The sequence below is a fragment of the Elizabethkingia argenteiflava genome, from assembly GCF_009904105.1.
GTDB lineage: Bacteria > Bacteroidota > Bacteroidia > Flavobacteriales > Weeksellaceae > Elizabethkingia > Elizabethkingia argenteiflava.
Genome location: NZ_JAAABJ010000642.1, coordinates 36,142 through 54,659, shown reverse-complemented (window position 1 = coordinate 54,659; position 18,518 = coordinate 36,142). Strand labels below are relative to the sequence as shown.

At 34.2% G+C, this 18,518-nt stretch carries 14 protein-coding genes and 1 pseudogene; 8 read left to right on the top strand and 7 right to left on the bottom strand.

What is annotated here, in order from left to right:
- Positions 1-152: 152 nt before the first annotated feature.
- Entirely contained in the window at positions 153-1,259 is a 1,107-nt protein-coding gene (locus tag GNY06_RS12550) for a M14 family zinc carboxypeptidase (protein ID WP_166520397.1), read from the bottom strand.
- Positions 1,260-1,614: 355 nt separating this feature from the next.
- Here GNY06_RS12550 and GNY06_RS12545 point away from each other — a divergent pair, with 355 nt between their 5' ends.
- The gene (locus tag GNY06_RS12545; RefSeq protein ID WP_166520396.1) at positions 1,615-2,694 is read left to right on the top strand and encodes a TerC/Alx family metal homeostasis membrane protein; all 1,080 of its coding nucleotides are present in this window, start codon (positions 1,615-1,617) and stop codon (positions 2,692-2,694) included.
- A gap of 36 nt (positions 2,695-2,730) precedes the next feature.
- Here GNY06_RS12545 and GNY06_RS15805 read toward each other — a convergent pair.
- Positions 2,731-2,838, bottom strand: a pseudogene (locus tag GNY06_RS15805) (IS982 family transposase); the annotation flags it as partial.
- A gap of 880 nt (positions 2,839-3,718) precedes the next feature.
- On the opposite strand from GNY06_RS15805, the gene GNY06_RS12540 reads away from it, so the two are divergent.
- The 3 genes from GNY06_RS12540 to GNY06_RS12530 all read left to right on the top strand — a co-directional run bounded on the left by GNY06_RS12540 (position 3,719) and on the right by GNY06_RS12530 (position 6,225).
- On the top strand, positions 3,719-4,276 hold the full coding sequence (locus GNY06_RS12540) for a helix-turn-helix domain-containing protein (protein ID WP_166520395.1): 558 nt from the start codon (positions 3,719-3,721) through the stop codon (positions 4,274-4,276).
- Between the two features lie 158 nt (positions 4,277-4,434).
- Positions 4,435-4,791: a 50S ribosomal protein L19 gene (rplS, locus tag GNY06_RS12535; RefSeq protein WP_166520394.1), complete on the top strand. Its 357-nt coding sequence runs from the start codon at positions 4,435-4,437 to the stop codon at positions 4,789-4,791.
- 192 nt (positions 4,792-4,983) lie between these two features.
- On the top strand, positions 4,984-6,225 hold the full coding sequence (locus GNY06_RS12530) for an MFS transporter (protein ID WP_166520393.1): 1,242 nt from the start codon (positions 4,984-4,986) through the stop codon (positions 6,223-6,225).
- 995 nt (positions 6,226-7,220) lie between these two features.
- Here GNY06_RS12530 and GNY06_RS12525 read toward each other — a convergent pair.
- Positions 7,221-7,574, bottom strand: coding sequence for a winged helix-turn-helix transcriptional regulator (locus GNY06_RS12525; RefSeq protein WP_166520392.1), 354 nt, complete (start codon positions 7,572-7,574; stop codon positions 7,221-7,223).
- Positions 7,575-7,720: 146 nt separating this feature from the next.
- Between GNY06_RS12525 and GNY06_RS12520 the strand changes: the two genes are divergently transcribed.
- Positions 7,721-8,584 (top strand): SDR family oxidoreductase, encoded by an 864-nt coding sequence (locus GNY06_RS12520; RefSeq protein WP_166520391.1) that lies wholly within the window; start codon positions 7,721-7,723, stop codon positions 8,582-8,584.
- A 600-nt stretch (positions 8,585-9,184) separates the two neighbouring features.
- Here GNY06_RS12520 and GNY06_RS12515 read toward each other — a convergent pair.
- The 4 genes from GNY06_RS12515 to GNY06_RS12500 all read right to left on the bottom strand — a co-directional run bounded on the left by GNY06_RS12515 (position 9,185) and on the right by GNY06_RS12500 (position 14,688).
- The gene (locus GNY06_RS12515; protein WP_166520390.1) at positions 9,185-10,150 is read right to left on the bottom strand and encodes a DMT family transporter; all 966 of its coding nucleotides are present in this window, start codon (positions 10,148-10,150) and stop codon (positions 9,185-9,187) included.
- A gap of 123 nt (positions 10,151-10,273) precedes the next feature.
- Positions 10,274-12,052, bottom strand: a complete 1,779-nt coding sequence (gene rpsA, locus GNY06_RS12510) for a 30S ribosomal protein S1 (RefSeq protein ID WP_166520389.1) — start codon at positions 12,050-12,052, stop codon at positions 10,274-10,276.
- Positions 12,053-12,279: 227 nt separating this feature from the next.
- The gene (locus tag GNY06_RS12505; protein ID WP_166520388.1) at positions 12,280-13,956 is read right to left on the bottom strand and encodes a S41 family peptidase; all 1,677 of its coding nucleotides are present in this window, start codon (positions 13,954-13,956) and stop codon (positions 12,280-12,282) included.
- 15 nt (positions 13,957-13,971) lie between these two features.
- Complete coding sequence (locus tag GNY06_RS12500) at positions 13,972-14,688, bottom strand: porin family protein (RefSeq protein WP_166520387.1); 717 nt, start codon at positions 14,686-14,688, stop codon at positions 13,972-13,974.
- Positions 14,689-14,867: 179 nt separating this feature from the next.
- Between GNY06_RS12500 and GNY06_RS12495 the strand changes: the two genes are divergently transcribed.
- The 3 genes from GNY06_RS12495 (at position 14,868) to typA (ending at position 18,511) form a co-directional block, all read left to right on the top strand.
- Positions 14,868-15,212 (top strand): MerR family transcriptional regulator, encoded by a 345-nt coding sequence (locus GNY06_RS12495; protein WP_166520386.1) that lies wholly within the window; start codon positions 14,868-14,870, stop codon positions 15,210-15,212.
- Positions 15,213-15,284: 72 nt separating this feature from the next.
- A complete protein-coding gene (locus GNY06_RS12490; RefSeq protein ID WP_244614439.1) occupies positions 15,285-16,565 on the top strand; it encodes a ComEA family DNA-binding protein in 1,281 nt (426 codons plus the stop codon).
- 134 nt (positions 16,566-16,699) lie between these two features.
- Complete coding sequence (gene typA, locus GNY06_RS12485) at positions 16,700-18,511, top strand: translational GTPase TypA (RefSeq protein ID WP_166520385.1); 1,812 nt, start codon at positions 16,700-16,702, stop codon at positions 18,509-18,511.
- Positions 18,512-18,518: the final 7 nt, after the last annotated feature.

Here is an 18,518-nt window from a genome sequence, read left to right as displayed (position 1 = left end):
TATTTACAGAATAATTTTGGACCACTAAAATACGGCTTTTTGATGAAGTAAGCGCATTTTCTTTTTTCTGCAATCCAGACTTACAAAATCTAAATGAGTGACAAGATTAAACAGCGTATCCTGTAAACGATATTGTTTTTAAGCCTTACTTTCTATTCTATACTAAAGTTGACTACTTGATCCAATTTAGGAAATTTATACTCGGAAATAAATTTTTTCCCTGTGGCATCTACTTCCTTCCATGCTTTTTTATTGGCAAGATCTCCCACCTCTACAACCATAGGTATAAAGGTAATTTCCTCCTCTCCTGGTTGTATAACTTCCCTATACTGAACCGCTATATCCAGCACACAATGGAAATCAGTATTTAGCTTTACATTTCTATAGATAAGATCATAATGCGTCTGTTGGTTTTCCGGAATATCAAAATAGGTATTATAAACTAAGCTTTGTCCCTGTATAATAGACATAATGGCCAAAGCGTCATATAAGGCTAAGGTGTAGTATTTACGGGTTTCCTTTCTTAAGTAATCATTTTCAGAATGCCCTCCTTCAAATAAAAGAGTAGGAATACCCGCTAACATAAAATTATCACCCGTAGAGCTGGGATAAAATTCATCAGAATAACGACCGATACGATGAGGGATTTTGTTCTTTAAATCCGAATAAATATGGGCGATCACGGACATGCTGATCTTTCTATTCGTGTTAAGGCTTCTGTTCTGATCATAAGAAGGTGCAAGGAAAGATAAAGTAGCTGGATGGATACCATCAGTAGTAAAAATAGTTCGCTGATCATGTAAATTAAGAGCATAATTATATTTTTTCTCTTTCACTATTTTTTTAAGTATCTTAATTTCAGGACTAGATTCTTTTAAGAAATCCCGATTAACATCTATATCTAGAGCATTTCGTCGGGTCCATCTTTCGGCACCGTCAGGATTCAACATAAAAATAAAATCTAATGTAATTTTACTAAATAGTCTATCTCGCAGCGATTCATCTCTTTCTAATGAATACATCAAATCCAACATAGCCAGAGTAGCCGTCGACTCATTGCCGTGCATCTGAGACCAGGCAAGTACATGAACTTTTCCCTTTCCCATTGAAAATTTATAAATAGGCTGACCTAAAACAGATTTTCCTATCTGAGTAATATAATGTTGATAATAGGATTCAAGGTAAGAAAATAGTTTTTGAGGGGCTACATAGCGATTTGGAAAATTAACATTTGTAAAATACTTAAAAACTGATGCCATTTTGCTTTTATTTTAATTTCTCAAAGATAGTACATTTTAAATTCTTTTTCTAATTCACTTTTGTAAATAGTTAAACATTCAGACTATGCCATTTTGTCTGTTGATAAATTTAAGTCTTATGTTTTTAATAATATGCACTTATAAATTACTGTATATCAGTGCTTAATTTTGTTTATCTATAGCTTAGATTTACATTTACTTTAAGCTATTAATAAGCTTAAATTCTAATATGTGTGGAAAAAAAGATTAAACGAAGGGGTTTAAAGATGTTTTTTGATTACCTATTTGTTTACATTTGTAAATATGTTATTTTATTCGCTTTTTATACTACCTTTGTATTCAATATTACTAACAGATGAACGGAGAACTTTTATTTATCATAGCTTTTCTAGCCCTGATCGTATTCCTATTGGTTGTTGATTTGGGGCTATTATCCAAAAGGAATAAAAACAGTATAAATGCCAATGAGGTATCTCCCAAAAAAGCCCTGACTATGAGCCTTTTGGTCATAGGCATCGCTTTAGGGTTCTATTTTTTTCTGGCGAATTATGGAAACTACTTACACAACATAGATAGTATAGAAAGTCTACAAAAGACTATTAACAAGCACCATCTCTCTTTAAAGGTAATACCAGGAGATTTAGAGGCCAGTCTCAAGCTTTATAATAAAAATATTGCTCTTGAATATATAACCGGATATATTGTAGAATACGCCTTATCAATTGATAATATATTTGTGATATTATTGATATTCAGCTCTTTTAAAGTTGCTAAGACCAACTACCATAAAGTGCTAATTTGGGGCATACTCGGCGCTATTTTGATGCGTTTTATCTTTATTTTTGTAGGGGCTTCTCTTCTCAACCGATTTGAGTGGATTATGTATATATTCGGGGCTTTTTTAATCTTTACGGGTATTCGTATGTTTTTTAGTAAAGAGGAAGAACAGCTCGATACAGAAAAACATCCGGTGGTTAAATTTGCCCATAAATATTTTATGGTACACAACCGGTTTGAAGGTGGTCGATTTTTTGTTGTGATAGATGGTGTAAGAAAGATTACCCCTTTATTTCTCGTCTTGCTTATCATAGAATTTACTGATTTGATATTTGCTGTAGACTCTATACCTGCTATTTTTTCTGTCACTAAAGATCCATATATTGTCTTCTTTTCGAATATTTTTGCGATCCTGGGCCTTCGTTCTATGTTTTTCCTATTGGCTAATATTGTGGGCAAATTTAGATATTTAAAAACAGGACTTGCCTTTCTTCTAAGCTTTATAGGACTGAAAATGATCTTTCACCACTTCTTGGATGCGTGGGGCTTTAAGACGGTTCATTCTTTGATCATTATTCTCATCATACTCGGGGGTAGTATTATCGCGTCTCTATTAATTCCTCCTTCTAATAAGCCTATAGCAGGGGAAGGAAAATAGAAAAGCTATACCATTTTGCATTAAAAAAATTAACTTTCACCTATTCAAACCTCTATTAAAGACAAAAAAATTGAGGTATTGAATCATAGTAAAAGAAGTTATTTTTGAAGCTATTCTGGTGGCTAAACCCTGAAAGGTTTTCACAAAATAGATATGATTTAAAAATGCTCCGCATTGTGGTGAGATATTGATTTCTATTTGCCTTCGTATCTTTGATTTTTTCGTAGAAAAGTCGACAAAATCATGTTGGTTCTTACGCATAGGTACTGAAAGAATCATGTAAATCAACCTGATAACCCCACCCCTATCTCGTATTAAAATGCAGTTTTAAAAGGTCTCCTTTCTATGGTGTAGGTCATTTACATCAGGAGCATTTGCCGGTGAAAGATCAAACCAATCTAAGATTTCATTTTATCAAACTGCATAAAGTTTAAAGCCAAAGCACCTTGTTTTCTGCACCGTACCCATCCATATTCGGGTTTTATTGGATCGGTGAAACAAATTGTTAAACATTTTAACCAGTTGATTTTACAAATTGCAATAGACGTGCACCCACGACTAAAATCTCCGTGAAATCTGAAAATTTACAACTTCGTGTCTCTCTTATTTTCTCTATACAACAGTTTATCTATGTGTTTACATATGTTTATTCATCATTTTAAAATAATTTTGTAATTTGAATAAGATTACTAATTAATTAGTAATCAATTATAAACATATCTTTATTAGATGATTAGCCTTTTTTAATTCTAAATACACAACAGGTAGCATGAATTTTAATTTAGTCTTTTATAGGTCCGGAAGGAAGAAAGTTTCCTATATATTCTATTATTAGAAATAAAAGTTTAAAAATGTAAATAAACGAAAGCCTCATCAAGACTGAGTATAATCGCATTTTATTAAGATGATAACGATCTGGAAATAAGCTCAATAATTAACATTTAACATTTGTAAACAAACTAAAAATTTATTTTTTCCAATCTGAATTCACAATTTTAAAAAAATATTTTTTACATTTGTAATTATGGAAATCTCAGATAGAATTAGAAAAGTAATCGATCACTTCGGCTATTCACCTTCAGAATTTGCGGATAGCATTGAGGTCCCCCGTTCTAGTATTTCACATATTACGTCGGGGCGAAACAAAGCTTCTTTGGATTTTATTATTAAGATTAAAAATCGTTTTCCCGAAATAGCATGGGATTGGCTGATATACGGTAAAGGAGAGATGATAGAGCAAGACTCCCAAATCCCGAAAGAAAAAGAGCTCCCCCCTACCCGTGAAGAAAAAAAGCCGCACGCCTATCAAGAGACTTCCTTACCTCGCCCAGATTTGTTTACATGGGCCTCTAATTTTGGAGGACCTTTATTAAGTGATATCGAAGAAATAAACAAACAGTCTGAGCCATCAGAATCGAATGCTTCAATCAAAGATTCGGCAACAAAAATTTTATCCGATTCTCAGCCTTTAGGAACTGAGAAAACAGACAGTATGTCGCAAAAGACTGATTGTCAGGAAAAACGCATCAAGAAAATCATCTTCTTCTTTGAGGATGGAAAATTTGAAGTATTTACCCCTTAAACTTAAGCCATATGGAGGATCTCTTGGTATTTTTAATCTGGAATCCTCTCCAAACATTTGTAAAACCTAGAAAAATGTTTTAAATTTGCACACTGTTAATCAACCTCTGACGAAAGACGTGTATGTTGTTTGATATCAACTTTTTATTTTTAATTAAAATGGATTTAATTAAGTACGTACAAGATAAGTACATTACAAAAAAAGAATTTCCTGAATTCAAGGCAGGAGATACCCTCACTGTGTATTACGAAATTAAAGAAGGGAACAAAACAAGAACACAGTTCTTTAAAGGTGTGGTAATTCAATTAAGAGGTACCGGTGCTACGAAGACATTTACCATCCGTAAAATGAGTGGAGATGTAGGAGTAGAGAGAGTTTTTCCTATCAATATGCCTGCCCTTCAGAAAATCGAGGTAAACAGAAGAGGTAAAGTGAGAAGAGCAAGAATTTACTACTTCCGCGACCTTAGAGGTAAAAAAGCCAGAATTAAAGATAGAGCCCACGGCGCTAAGTAATCAAAGCTTATACAGTAAAAAACCTTCTCAACATGTTGAGAAGGTTTTTTTTAATGAAACTGAAAATTCATTACTGATAACCCGTCTTTGATCTTTAATAAAAATCATCTCCTCTATTGATCTCTGTCTTTTCTTTTTTTCATAAAAAGTTATAGGAACTAATATTATTTATATTTTTGTTAAAATTTAAAAATGGAAAAAACCGCCCTCTCCACTAACTTAAGGTACATCTTTTCAACTCCTGTAATCATTTCGGCACTAGGCTATTTTGTAGATATTTATGATTTATTACTCTTTGGAATTGTAAGAATTCCGAGTTTAAAAGATCTGGGTTTGAGGCCTGACATAGATGGTACCTTTATCCTCAATTGTCAAATGGTAGGTCTCTTGCTAGGTGGAATATTTTGGGGCGTTTTAGGAGATAAAAAAGGCCGCCTGTCAGTATTGTTCGGTTCTATTTTGGTGTATTCCCTAGCCAACATAGCTTGTGGATTTCTCCCCTATTTTCCAAAAAATAATCTGGCCTATATTTATGCACTCTTGCGTTTTATTGCCGGAATAGGTTTAGCAGGAGAACTAGGAGCAGGTATTACATTGGTATCTGAAAGTTTACCTAAAAACTTAAGAGCCATCGGAACTTCTCTTGTCGCCGGTTTTGGATTGATGGGAGCGGTAGTCGCTCAATTAACGGTAGAATTAGCGGGTGGGTGGAATATCTCATATATTATCGGAGGAATTTTAGGGCTTTTACTTTTGTTTCTACGCATAAGTGTATCGGAATCCGGAATTTATAAAAATGTGGGGCAGCAGAATGTCTCTAAAGGTAATTTTATATCTTTCTTCACAAATAAAGATCGCTTTATCAGATATTGCAAGTGTATTGCTATTGGCCTGCCTACATGGTATTGTATTGGGATTTTAGCCGTTCTGGCCAATCAATTTGCTCCAGAATTGGGAATTAAAGAAATCAATCCAGGTAAAGCGATTATGTGGGCTTATGTAGGGGTCTCAGTAGGCGATTTTATAAGTGGATTTATATCCCACGCATTGAAATCCCGTAAAATGGCTATTTTCTATATGCTTGTTCTAACGATCATCGGAGTTGGTGTACTCTTATTTAGCAAGCTTAATACTGAAAAACAATATTATGCGGTCTGCATTTGGCTAGGAGTCAGTACTGGATATTGGGCGATGTTTGTAACCCTTGCAGCAGAGCAATTTGGCACCAATATACGAAATACAGCTACCACCACTATCCCGAATATGGTACGGGGTTGTGTTCCGCTGATGATTATTGCTTTTGATTACTTGAAAAAAGATTTTTCAGTTATTCTCAGTGCCGGCATTATAGGGGTTATTGTATTCGGACTTGCCTTTTACGCTACATTAAGTATTTCAGAAACACATGATAAGGATTTAGAATTTATAGAATAAAAATAATCATTAGTACTTCCTTTACTTAAAACCACTTTTTTGAAGACACAGAAAAGTTTATTTTTAAAAAAGCAGCTTTCACTGGATATATGCTAAATTCTTAACAAAAGATGTGAATTGAAAGCCATAAAAAGCTAGAATAAATTTCAAAATCTATTTGATCAAAATTTCACGAGTCTTAAAAAACGCATATACCTACTGATGATTATTTATAAATACAAAAAATTAAGTTTGTTTTTAATAAATATAAATTTTGTCAGGCTAAATAAATTGAACGGATGCTTTGTGAAGGATATCCCTTATCATCTATCAGCGCCCAATCAAACATTTTAACTTTATATTCTACCAATTGTGCATGTTAGGAACTGAAGTCTACTCAGATCAAAAAACTCCTAAATATACCTTGACAATACAAATAGAATAAAACTGATATCCCACAATACCAAACTTTTTGAGACGCAAGAAACCTTGCTTCGAGAGCTTTGATATTCTCGTTTACCCATAGCTAAAAATATACTGTCGGTGATATGATTACTCCTGATCCATAATCATAAACTGAAAGATCTTTTGACCAATATTTTTTATAAATGGAAATAATCTGTTTTTTAATTAACACATGCCACCCATATGTTTAATTGCTTAAACAATGCCCATGACGGGTTTATGTATAAATACGAGCACTTCATCACAAGTTAAATCCAGTTTATATTATATGATATAAAATAAATAAAATCCATATGAGAAACGGTTTATGTCAACTTACTTGTCATGGTTGATATTTATTTATAATGGAGATTCACCTTCAATACTTTATAGACGTTTTTGAGAATTTAAAAACGGGAACGTAAAATGTCTGGAATATGTACAAACATCCGCTATTCAAAATTTGATGATTGAATAGGAGAACCTCATAAACACGCTATTGACAGTTTTAGTGAAAAAACATTAAAAATAGGAAACGCACACCAAGCATCGATATTAGGTTTTGATTTCGATTAAGGCTTAGTCGGTTTTATCGTTTCACCAACAGCATCTTCACGGTGCCTAATTCCCCATTCTACCATTTTTTCAATTACTTCGTTGAGTCGTTGCCCAGAAGGAGTCAATTCATACTCAATCAATACCGGTACACAATCCGTTACTTTCCTTTTGATGACACCATTAATTTCTAATTCTTTTAATTCTTTGGAAACCATACGAGGAGAAATATTGGAAATGGCGTTCTGAATATCCGAAAAACGCCTTTTTCCGTTAAGCAATACACATATTATTGCCAGTTTCCACTTTCCATTTACCACGTTGAGGGAATCTTTTAGGGCCATAATAAAACTCTTATCACAAGTCATCATCTTTATCGTTTTTATTCTTTCAAATATTTTATCCGGTTTTGCAGTCATTCACTATATAAAAGTATAGCGCTATACAATCATATAGTTGTATAAAAAGTATAGCAAATGTAGTTAATTTTGTATTATAAAAATTTAAATTCAGAACAATGGAACAAATTAAAATAGGCGTTACCGGAGCAACGGGACAATTAGGAAGGAAAGTAATTGAAAACCTGAAAAAAGAAGTGGATGCAAGCCAAATCGTAGCATTGGTACGCCATCCGGAAAAAGCACAGGATTTAGGCGTGGAGGCAAGAGCATTCGACTACGACCATCCCGAGCAAATTTGCGAAGCATTGAAGGGGATTTCAAAATTGTTGTTGATTTCCAGCAATGAAATCGGAAAGCGTTTTCCCCAACACAAAAACGTAATAGACGGGGCTAAGAAAGCTGGAGTTTCATCCATTGCCTATACCAGTCTTTTGCGGACAGATATTTCCCCACTTGGTTTGGCAGCCGAACATAAAGAAACAGAGCATTATCTAAAAAGCTGCGGTTTGGATTATACCCTATTGAGAAACGGGTGGTATATTGAAAACTATACCGCTTCTCTTAGCGGAGTGCTTCAATCAGGAGCTGTTTATGGCAGTGCTGGCAACGGAAAAATATCTGCTGCCACACGTAATGATTATGCAAAAGCTGCTGTAAGGGTACTGACAGGTGAAGGTCATAAAAACAAAATTTATGAATTAGGCGGAAATGCTTTTACAATGAGCGATTATGCTGCTGAAATCTCTAAGCAATCAGGGAAAGATATTCAATATATAGACCTCTCTGTGGAAGAATATGCGAAAGTACTAGAAGAAAAAGCCCATATGCCTGCTCCTACTGCACAATTTTTTGCCAGTGTAGATGCAGAAGTAAATAATGGGGCCTTGGAAACAAACGATAATAGGCTTGCTGAATTAATAGGCGGACATCTGGAATCCTTAGGCGATGCTGTAAAAGCAGCCCTACTTTCTATCCAGTAGAAAGAATTTATTCATCTTTGTAGTTGTAGGCCCGTTATGATAATGGGCCGTAACTTTAAAATATATTCTATTTAAAATAAATAATATTTATATTGAAAGAAGAGTATTCACCTACAGGATATTGTTTAATAGCACCATCCTGGTGATGAGATTATCATTTTTAAAGAAAACTTGAATATTGTGAAGTTAGGAATACCCCTCACAATAGTCTAGCAAATACGGTCATTGGCTATGCTCTTTTTTTTCGGTTTTAACAGTGCGGTCATAAGGTGTGAATACACCTTTTTTAGTCAGGCTCTTGTTATTCTAATCTTGCTTCTCATATTTTTAATCATGCATACTTAGGTTACGAAAAACAATGATGGTAAAGAATGTTTTTTAGCAACTTAAAAATATTTGGCATAAAATATCTTTGCACAGAAATGTTACAATCTACTTTAAACTTATTTTTGCTTACCTAATCTAATGGGTTAAATTATATTGTCTGAAAAACAATTTCGTAGCTACAAAATAAAACCAATAAGTGTATTCAGCTCTCGTTAGCCTCATTTCTTCTTCCTATTCATTTTTAAATAAATAGAGAATAATGCTATCTAAAACTTATTTCTTTTTTAGGAGAGCCGGTAAGTTCATTAATACAATAGCCAATAGTATCAATACAATTCCTAACCACTGAATAAACGCTACTTTTTCACCTAAAATTATAAATGCCATACCTACAGAGATCGGAAGTTCAAGAGAAGAAACTATACTTCCTAAACCTAATCCCGCATTTGGAAATCCTAAATTAAAAAATATAGGCGGAACAATGGTGCCAAAAATGGCTAAAAATAAACCATAGGTCCATAATATGGAGAAATTGAAATCATGAACACCTTCTAAATTGTGGCTAAAATGCAAATAAAAGTTTTTTAAGACTTCTGAATAATAAGGTCCTATCTGAGAGAATAATAAGAAAATTAAAATGATAATGCTCCCCCCTAAAAGCTGTATAAGACTTTTACGAAAAACAGGCAAATAGGTGGCGATGGTGTTAGAAGTAAACATCGTCACTGTATAGGAAACGGCAGCTAATAATCCCCAAACAATTCCCCTAATATCTAGCTTAATCTCCATATTGATGAGATTAGTAGCCAGTACAGTTCCTATTAGTACCATGATAACGGCCATCACTTTACCCAGACCAGGTAATTTTTTATTTAACACACTCTCTACTACTACACTAAACCATACCGATTGCATTAATAAAACAATCGCTATCGATACATTTATATATTGTACTGAAAGATAGTAAAATAAGCTCGTACACCCCAATGAAGTTCCGGCCAGTAATAATTTTTTCAGATCTTTCTTCTGAGCTTTTTCTGCTGGTGTCTTTTGAAATAGGCCTTGTATTAAATTCAGTATAAAGAGACCAATGATACCCCATACAAACTGTGAGGTAGTAATCTCTGCTGTAGTATATCCATTATGATAGGCTAATTTTACAAAAGTGGCCAGCATCCCATAGATCCCAGCTCCTAATCCTACAAATAAAACACCTTTTAGTATATTTTTTTTCTGCACCGCTCTTTATTTACTCTATTTTTACAGGCGGCAAAGGTACAATAAAATTGCTAATTAAATCCCTATTCTATAAAAAAGCTGTCTCTAACGAGACAGCTTTTTTATATAAAATGAATACCGGGATTATTTACCTTCTTCCATTTTTCTTTTTAATTCTGCAAGCGCATCAATATCTCCTAAAGTTGCTTTCTCTTCGTTATTTGAAGAAGAAGTTTTAGTTTCTTTAACATTCTTTCTCTCTTCTTCTCTGAAAATTCCAGTATGAGAAACGACTACTCTCTTGAATTCTTTATTAAATTCAATTACCTTGAATTCGGCTTCTTCACCTTTTTTAATTTTAGAACCATCTTCTTTTTCTAAAAGTCTTGCAGGCGCAAAAGCTTCTACTTCCGGATCTTCAAATTGAACATTAGCCCCTTTATCAAAAACGTCTACCGCTTTACCCGTATGTACGCTTCCTTCTACATACTTAACTTCAAATTTATCCCAAGGGTTTTGTTGTAACTGCTTGTGTCCTAATGAAATTCTTCTATTATCCAAATCAAGCTCTAATACTACAACATCCAGCACATCTCCTACACTGCAGAACTCAGATGGGTGTTTGATTTTCTTTGTCCAAGAGAGATCGGAAATATAAATTAAGCCATCTATCCCCTCCTCTAATTCTACAAATACACCAAAATTAGTAAAGTTTCTTACTGTACCTTTATGTTGAGATTCCACAGGGTATTTTTCCTGAATATTCGCCCAAGGATCTTGAGTTAATTGTTTAATACCTAAAGATATTTTTCTGTCTTCTCTATCGATGGTAAGTACTTCAGCTTCAACTTCATCTCCGATTTTCACAAAATCACCAGCGCTTCTTAAATGTGTAGACCAGGACATCTCCGATACGTGGATAAGACCTTCCACTCCTGGAGCGATTTCAACAAAAGCACCATAGTCTGCAAGCACGACAACCTTACCTTTTACTCTATCTCCTACTTTAAGATTGGCATCCAGTGCATCCCAAGGATGAGCTTCAAGCTGCTTCATACCCAATTGAATTCTGGTTTTTTCATCATCAAAGTCAAGAATAACCACCTTAACGGTTTGTCCATCTTCAAGGATTTCAGAAGGGTGATTCACTCTAGACCAAGAAAGATCAGTAATATGAATAAGACCATCCACACCTCCAAGATCAATAAACACACCATAAGAAGTGATATTCTTAACCGTCCCTTCAAGAACCTGACCTTTCTCTAATTGTGCGATGATTTCTTTTTTCTGACCTTCGATATCCGCTTCGATAAGCGCTTTATGAGAAACTACCACATTCTTGAATTCATGATTGATTTTAACAATTTTGAATTCCATAGTTTTACCTACAAACTGGTCATAGTCTTTAATAGGCTTAACATCGATTTGTGAACCAGGTAAGAAAGCTTCAATGCCAAATACATCTACAATCATACCCCCTTTAGTTCTGGATTTCACAAAACCGTTTACAATTTCACCAGACTCGTGGTATTCATTAACTTTATCCCACGCTCTAAGCGTTCTGGCTTTTTTATGAGAAAGCTGTAACTGTCCAGACTTATCTTCTCTTCTGTCCACCATTACCTCAACCTCATCTCCTACTTTAAGGCCTTGATTGTAACGGAATTCATTAAGAGATATAACCCCTTCAGACTTGAAGTTAATATCTACAATAGCCTCCTTGTCTGTTAATCTTACAACTTTTCCTACAAGAACATCATTGTCCTCAAGATCATTAAGAGAACCTTTGTAGATTTCCTCTAATTCGTTCTTTTCTTTTCTATCCTCTGCATTTAGACCACTTTCGAAAGATTCCCAATCAAATTGTTCTGGCGTTACGTTTTGGTTCAAAAGAACCTCTGCTGAATTTGTCTCTTTTGACATTTTCTAAAATGTTTGTATTCCGTTTACCTCTGTTCTTTGGCTCAATGTATCCAAAGGATCCGGAAGATGTTAATGATAAAATATATACTTTGCCAAAGCTTATCCACAAAAAGCGGTGCAAATATACAATTTTTCAACTATATTGTTTAGGAGAATATAAAAATAGTCGCTAGAGACTATAAAAAAATATGCAGATTCATCCGTATATTTTAATTCATAAAATTCTATTATTTTGAAGAAAGATGTTCTATGGCTTTTAACATTACTTTATCCACAAAGGTTTTGGGAGAGGCTTTCATCTGCTCTACTTCAGCGTCTGAAGGTGGTCCTATATAAACATTAGGTTTCACGCCAATTCCTTCCACTACTTTGCCACTCACATCTTTCGTAGCCATCATAGGCATATAAAAGTCAAGATAAGAGGTTACTTTAGAAGTAAGCCCTCCATTAAATAGATCTGAAGATCCCAAACCTGCAGTTGCTCCGCCGCTATAGTCTCCCATTGAAATCACTTGTGAGCCCTGGCTCTTTAACATTAAAGTCGTTATCTCCGCCATACTGAAGCTCCCTTTATCGGTTAATACCACTATAGGAATGTTAGATGGTAGCCCAAATTTATGTGTTTTCGTGTGCATCGGTATCCACGGGGTATAATTAAATCGACCATTCCCCTGTTTAGTTCTTTGATAGCCCCATACTGCACTTTTGGTAATCAATCGATCTACAAAAAATCTGGCATCCATTACATTTCCTCCCCCATTACCTCTTAAATCTAGAATGAGTTTTTTTATTTTCCCTTGATGTAGAGGATTAAGAAAGTTTTTATAAAAAGGACCTTTTTCATTAACTTCAAAAACCGCCCTTCCAAAATTTATTTTTTCATATGCGAATTTTACATATTCATCCATACGATGCATGAACCATTGTATATAGTCTCTACTTTCACTGTTATAAACTGGCTGATAATTAAATTTTTGATCATAAAGTGGCATGCTGTAGTACTTTTTAAGAGCTTCTTCAGCAGTATATAAAAGCTGATCTGTTACCTCTTCTGTATTGTTAAAGATATCGACCTGCTCATTAAAACGCTTAACCTCTTCGGCCTTTGCGAGGGAATTCCACTTCCTCCATATATTGAGGGTGAAACTCTTGACCTTATTTCTGAAATTTATGTCTTTAATTGCATTTAAACGCGGATTTTTCTCAATTTCAGCCTCTGTTAGTAAATAAATATTACCTGGGTCTGGACTCAGATATTTATCAGCAAGTTTGATTTGGAAATATTTAGACAAAACATATTCACTAAAGCTAAAATAATAAATATCCGGATTTGATTTTAAATTACCCGCCAATAATAACTCAGGCACCTGCAGCTTAGCGGTTGTCTGAAGACGATCTTTCATATAGGCATACTTCTTATCAAATCTATAAATGTTATGAGGTTTTTCACTCATTCCTCCTCTGAAGTTCTTTTTTATATAGGTTGTTTTGGATCCATTAAGTAGTATATCCACAGAAAAATGCCTATCTATAATAGGATCTATAATCTCGGTAAAGTATTGTATCGCTTTTTTTGAATCCTCCGAAATTTCTTTATCTGTAAAATTATCTCCTCTTTGAAAAGATTTTAAAGCTTGAAATTTAGGATAGTATTTACTGTATATATCATTCCAATTCATCCCATCTTTTCGCTTCTGTTCATAAAAATAATTATAACGCTGATCCATGGCCGTCCAAAAAATCTTAAACAAATCAGCATAGGATTTCACATCATCATCACTATATAGTTCAGGTTGGGTAATAGTAACATCTTCATCACTTACACAAGAAGAGCTAAACGACCCCAGAATAAAAAAAAGTCCTAGCCCAAAAATTATTTTTTTATTAAAATTTATTTTAGTCATAATTTATTAGTTTATTTAATTCAACTTACATGAAACCCCTATGGAAAGCATATAGCTTCGAATCTTCGTTTCCTGATCTGTATCTCTATTGGCCTTATTGATATCCGAAAGCCCATAATATCCGTTATAGGCCGCATAGATATTCATACTTTTAAAAGAGTATCCCAGCTGAGCTTGTCCTTGCAATCCATATCCGAAACGGTTAAGCTGATTCTCATTCTCTTTAAAATTATATTTTTCGGTCACCACAGTTTCATTAAAACTACCATCTTCCTGCAATTCTGTAAACACCATATAATTTCCTGTACGTTTTCTGGTTAACCAATAATCAGTGTACATACCTCCTGCTACTTTAAGCCATACCCCAGAGTTCCCCTGTGGGACCTCTAAAATATATCCTCCTACTAATAATGGAAAACTAAGAAAGTTATTCGTCTCTTTGGTATACTTTCCTTCTTTTCTCTCAAACCCTTCAATTTTAAAGTTTTTTTGATGAAAAGAAATTCCACTGGATACGAAAAGTGTTTTCCAAATTTTATATTCTGCTCCCAGATTGACCCCCACTCCGTACTGCCCCACATCTTTTATTTGTGTTAAATTGGAGCGGTTGGTATTGAGTACACTATAAATAGGGCCTGCATCCAAATCGAGTTTAAGTCTATTCTGAGCACATAAACCCGTCCCTACGGATAGTAAGCAAAAACACAAAGTTTTACATTTTTTTTTAAGCATATTGATTTCTTTTTTTAAACCGTAACAAGTTACAAAATATAGTATTATGTAAATTTAACATAATTAAATAATTTAAAACTAAAAATTAGTTTAAAAAATACACTTTTAGAGTTAGCAAAAATTTAAACTATCTTAATGTTGAATCATTAAAAATAGTTAACTTTGCTTAGAACAAAACCATGAAAATAGAATTACCAGAAAAACTATATTATTCTATTGGGGAGGTAGCCAAAGCCTTCCAAGTTAATACTTCTTTACTACGCTATTGGGAACAAGAGTTCAGTATTATAAAACCCAAGAAAAACAAAAAAGGAAACCGCTACTTTACGAGTGAGGATATTAAAAATTTAAAAATAATTTACCATCTGGTAAAAGAAAAAGGATATACGTTGGAAGGTGCAAAAATTGCATTAAATACCAATTCTAAGCTAGAAAAGACGGTAGAAATAATTGATCGATTGGAGTTTGTAAAAGCGGAGTTGTTAAAAATTAAGAATTCCTTAGCCGATATAGAAAAAATCTAAAAGGAAAAAAACTTATGAAAAAAGCATTTTAATTTTTATAATGCAAACTGGTAGCAATTAATATAGTAATCTATGAGATCTCAGCTATCCATACAGATGAGGAAGAAGCAGTGGCTAGGTTTAACTGCAATAGGCTTTTTTATACTTGTACTGGAGCTTTGCTTCTATTGTTACAAAAAATCTAAAATCCTCCAGCCAGAAGAAGAAGCAAAGTTGATCCCTTTAGTTGCAGAACCTCTTCTACTTTCTAAATTTAATCCCAATGATCTTACCTACAAAGAATGGATAAAGTTAGGATTTACACCGAAGCAAGCGCAAAGTATTCTGAATTATAAAGAAAAAGCTTGTAAGGGCTCCTTTATTTCCCCAAAACAATTGGAAGCATGCTTTGCTATTAGTAGTGAAAAGTTTGCAGAACTAAAACCCTACCTCATACTCCCTTTACACAATTCCTTCAACAAGCCTCCTACCACTCTTCATAAAAATAGAAGTTTGAAGGTTACAACTCCATTTAATCCGGATCTCTACACTATAAGAGATTGGATGAACTTAGGCTTTTCAGAACGACAGGCAAAATTTATTTTAAAATACAAGAAATCCTTGGGTAATAGCTTTCTATCTAAAGAGAAATTCAGAAAATGCTTTATAATAAACGAACATGAATATCAACAATTAGCCCCCTTTTTACTGCTACCTGAGCGTATAAATAAGCCTCAGCCTTTAAATAGCTCGACTAAACTGAATAAACTTTTCGACCCCAATGACCTGGACTTAGCATCTTGGCAAAGATTAGGCTTTTCAGAAAAGCAAGCCCGAGGGATTTTAAGCTATAAAGAAAAAATCCTCAAAGGCCAATTCAAATCCTTAGAGGATGTTCAAAAATGCTATCTCATTTCATCAGAAAAGTTTAGTCTATTAAAATCTTGGATTCATTTTAAAGAAACTACAGATACAGACGTAATTTCAACCATTAATGAAAACTTAGATCTCAATTCCATCTCTTTTCAACAATTACGGGATTTTGGTTTTGACAAAAAAACAGCCGCAAGACTAATAAGCTTCAGGAGAAGCCTGGGGGGATTTGTACGAAAAGAACAAGTATGGGAGATCTATGATATTGATGAGAATTTAGCCCAAAAGTTAATTCAAACAATGGAATTAAACCCTAAAAAGGTTCAGAAAATAGATCTTCTAACCACAAATGAAGTAGCTCTGAAAAAACATCCCTATTTTAGATCTTACGCTCAAAAAATATTATTTTATCGCCTCTCATTTCCCAAACGAAGCGATTTGTTAAAAAAACTAAATGCCAAACCCGAGCATTTAGAAAAAATACAATGGTATCTAAAATAAAGCCTTCTATAGGATAAGTAAAAAAATATAAACACCAGTTGTATACCTTGTAATAGAGTGTCTAAAAATAAATTTTATTTATATTAAAAATAAAAAATAGAAAAATTGTAACTTTGCCTCCGTAAAAATCCTTTATGCAGCAAATTAGAAATATTGCCATTATCGCACACGTAGACCATGGAAAGACAACATTAGTAGACAAGATTATTCATGCTACTCATGTTTTTAGAGAAAACCAAGAGTCAGGAGACCTGATTATGGATAACAATGACTTGGAGAGAGAGCGTGGTATTACCATTTTATCAAAAAATATATCCGTAACTTATAAGGATATAAAAATAAACGTTATAGACACTCCTGGACACGCTGATTTTGGAGGCGAGGTAGAACGGGTATTAAAAATGGCAGACGGCGTACTTTTATTGGTAGATGCCTTTGAAGGCCCAATGCCACAAACCCGGTTTGTTCTTCAGAAAGCTTTGGAACTGGGTTTAAAACCTATTGTGGTGATCAATAAAGTAGATAAGCCTAACTGTCGTCCAGAAGAAGTTCACGATCAAGTATTTGATCTTTTCTTTAACTTAAACGCTACTGAAGAGCAATTAGATTTTCCTACTTTCTACGGATCTTCCAAACAAGGATGGTTTAATACTTCATTAGAAGAATCAGATAATATTTTACCGATATTAGACGGTATATTAAAACATGTTCCTGCTCCTCAAGTAACTGAGGGCAATCTACAAATGCAGATTACATCTTTAGATTATTCTTCATTCTTAGGAAGAATAGCCGTTGGTAAAATTATCCGAGGAAGTGTTAAAGAAGGAGAATGGATAGGTCTATCACAAGCCGACGGTAAAATTCTAAAAGGTAAAGTAAAAGAACTCTATGTTTTTGAAGGACTTGGCAAGAAGAAAACCCAAGAAGTGATAGCCGGAGATATCTGTGCTATTGTAGGTTTTGAAAGCTTCCAAATTGGAGATACTTTTGTAAATCTTGAAAATCCAGAACCTTTAGAAAGAATCGCGATTGATGAACCTACTTTAAATATGACTTTTGGGATTAACAACTCCCCTTTCTTTGGAAAAGATGGAAAATATGTTACCTCTAATCACCTGAAAGAACGACTAGAAAAGGAGTTAGAAAAAAATCTTGCGCTCAGGGTTCAGCAAACCGATGACGCCAACACTTTTTTAGTATTTGGACGAGGTATTCTACACCTATCTGTACTCATAGAAACGATGAGAAGAGAAGGATACGAATTAACCATTGGGCAACCTCAGGTCATCTATAAAGATATTGACGGCGAAAAATGTGAACCCTATGAATCACTCGTTGTCGATGTACCCGAAGAATATGCCTCTAGAGTGATCGATCTGGCTACCCAACGCAAGGGTGACCTTCATATCATGGAAACTAAAGGAGAAATGCAGCATCTAGAATTTGAAATTCCTTCTAGGGGACTCATCGGACTACGCTCACAGATGCTTACCGCTACTGCTGGTGAAGCTATTATGGCCCATCGTTTTGTTGATTACAAACCCTTTAAAGGTTCCATTGCAGGGAGAAATAACGGCGTTTTGGTGAGCAAAGCTCAAGGAATGACAACCGCCTATTCTATTGAAAAATTACAGGATAGAGGTAAGTTTTTTGTAGATCCAGGAGAAGATGTTTACACCGGAATGATCGTAGGAGAACAAAATAAACCTGGAGATTTGGTTGTCAATATTGTAGAAGGTAAACAGCTCAACAATATGCGTGCCTCAGGAAAGGATAAGGATGGAAATATTGCACCTAAAGTCTTGCTCTCTCTAGAAGAATGTATGGAATATATTCAACAAGATGAGTGTATTGAGATAACACCAAATTTTATACGCATGAGAAAAAAAATTCTCACCGAAGAAGAGCGGAAACGTGCAGAGAGAATAGCCAAAGATCAAGCATAATATAATA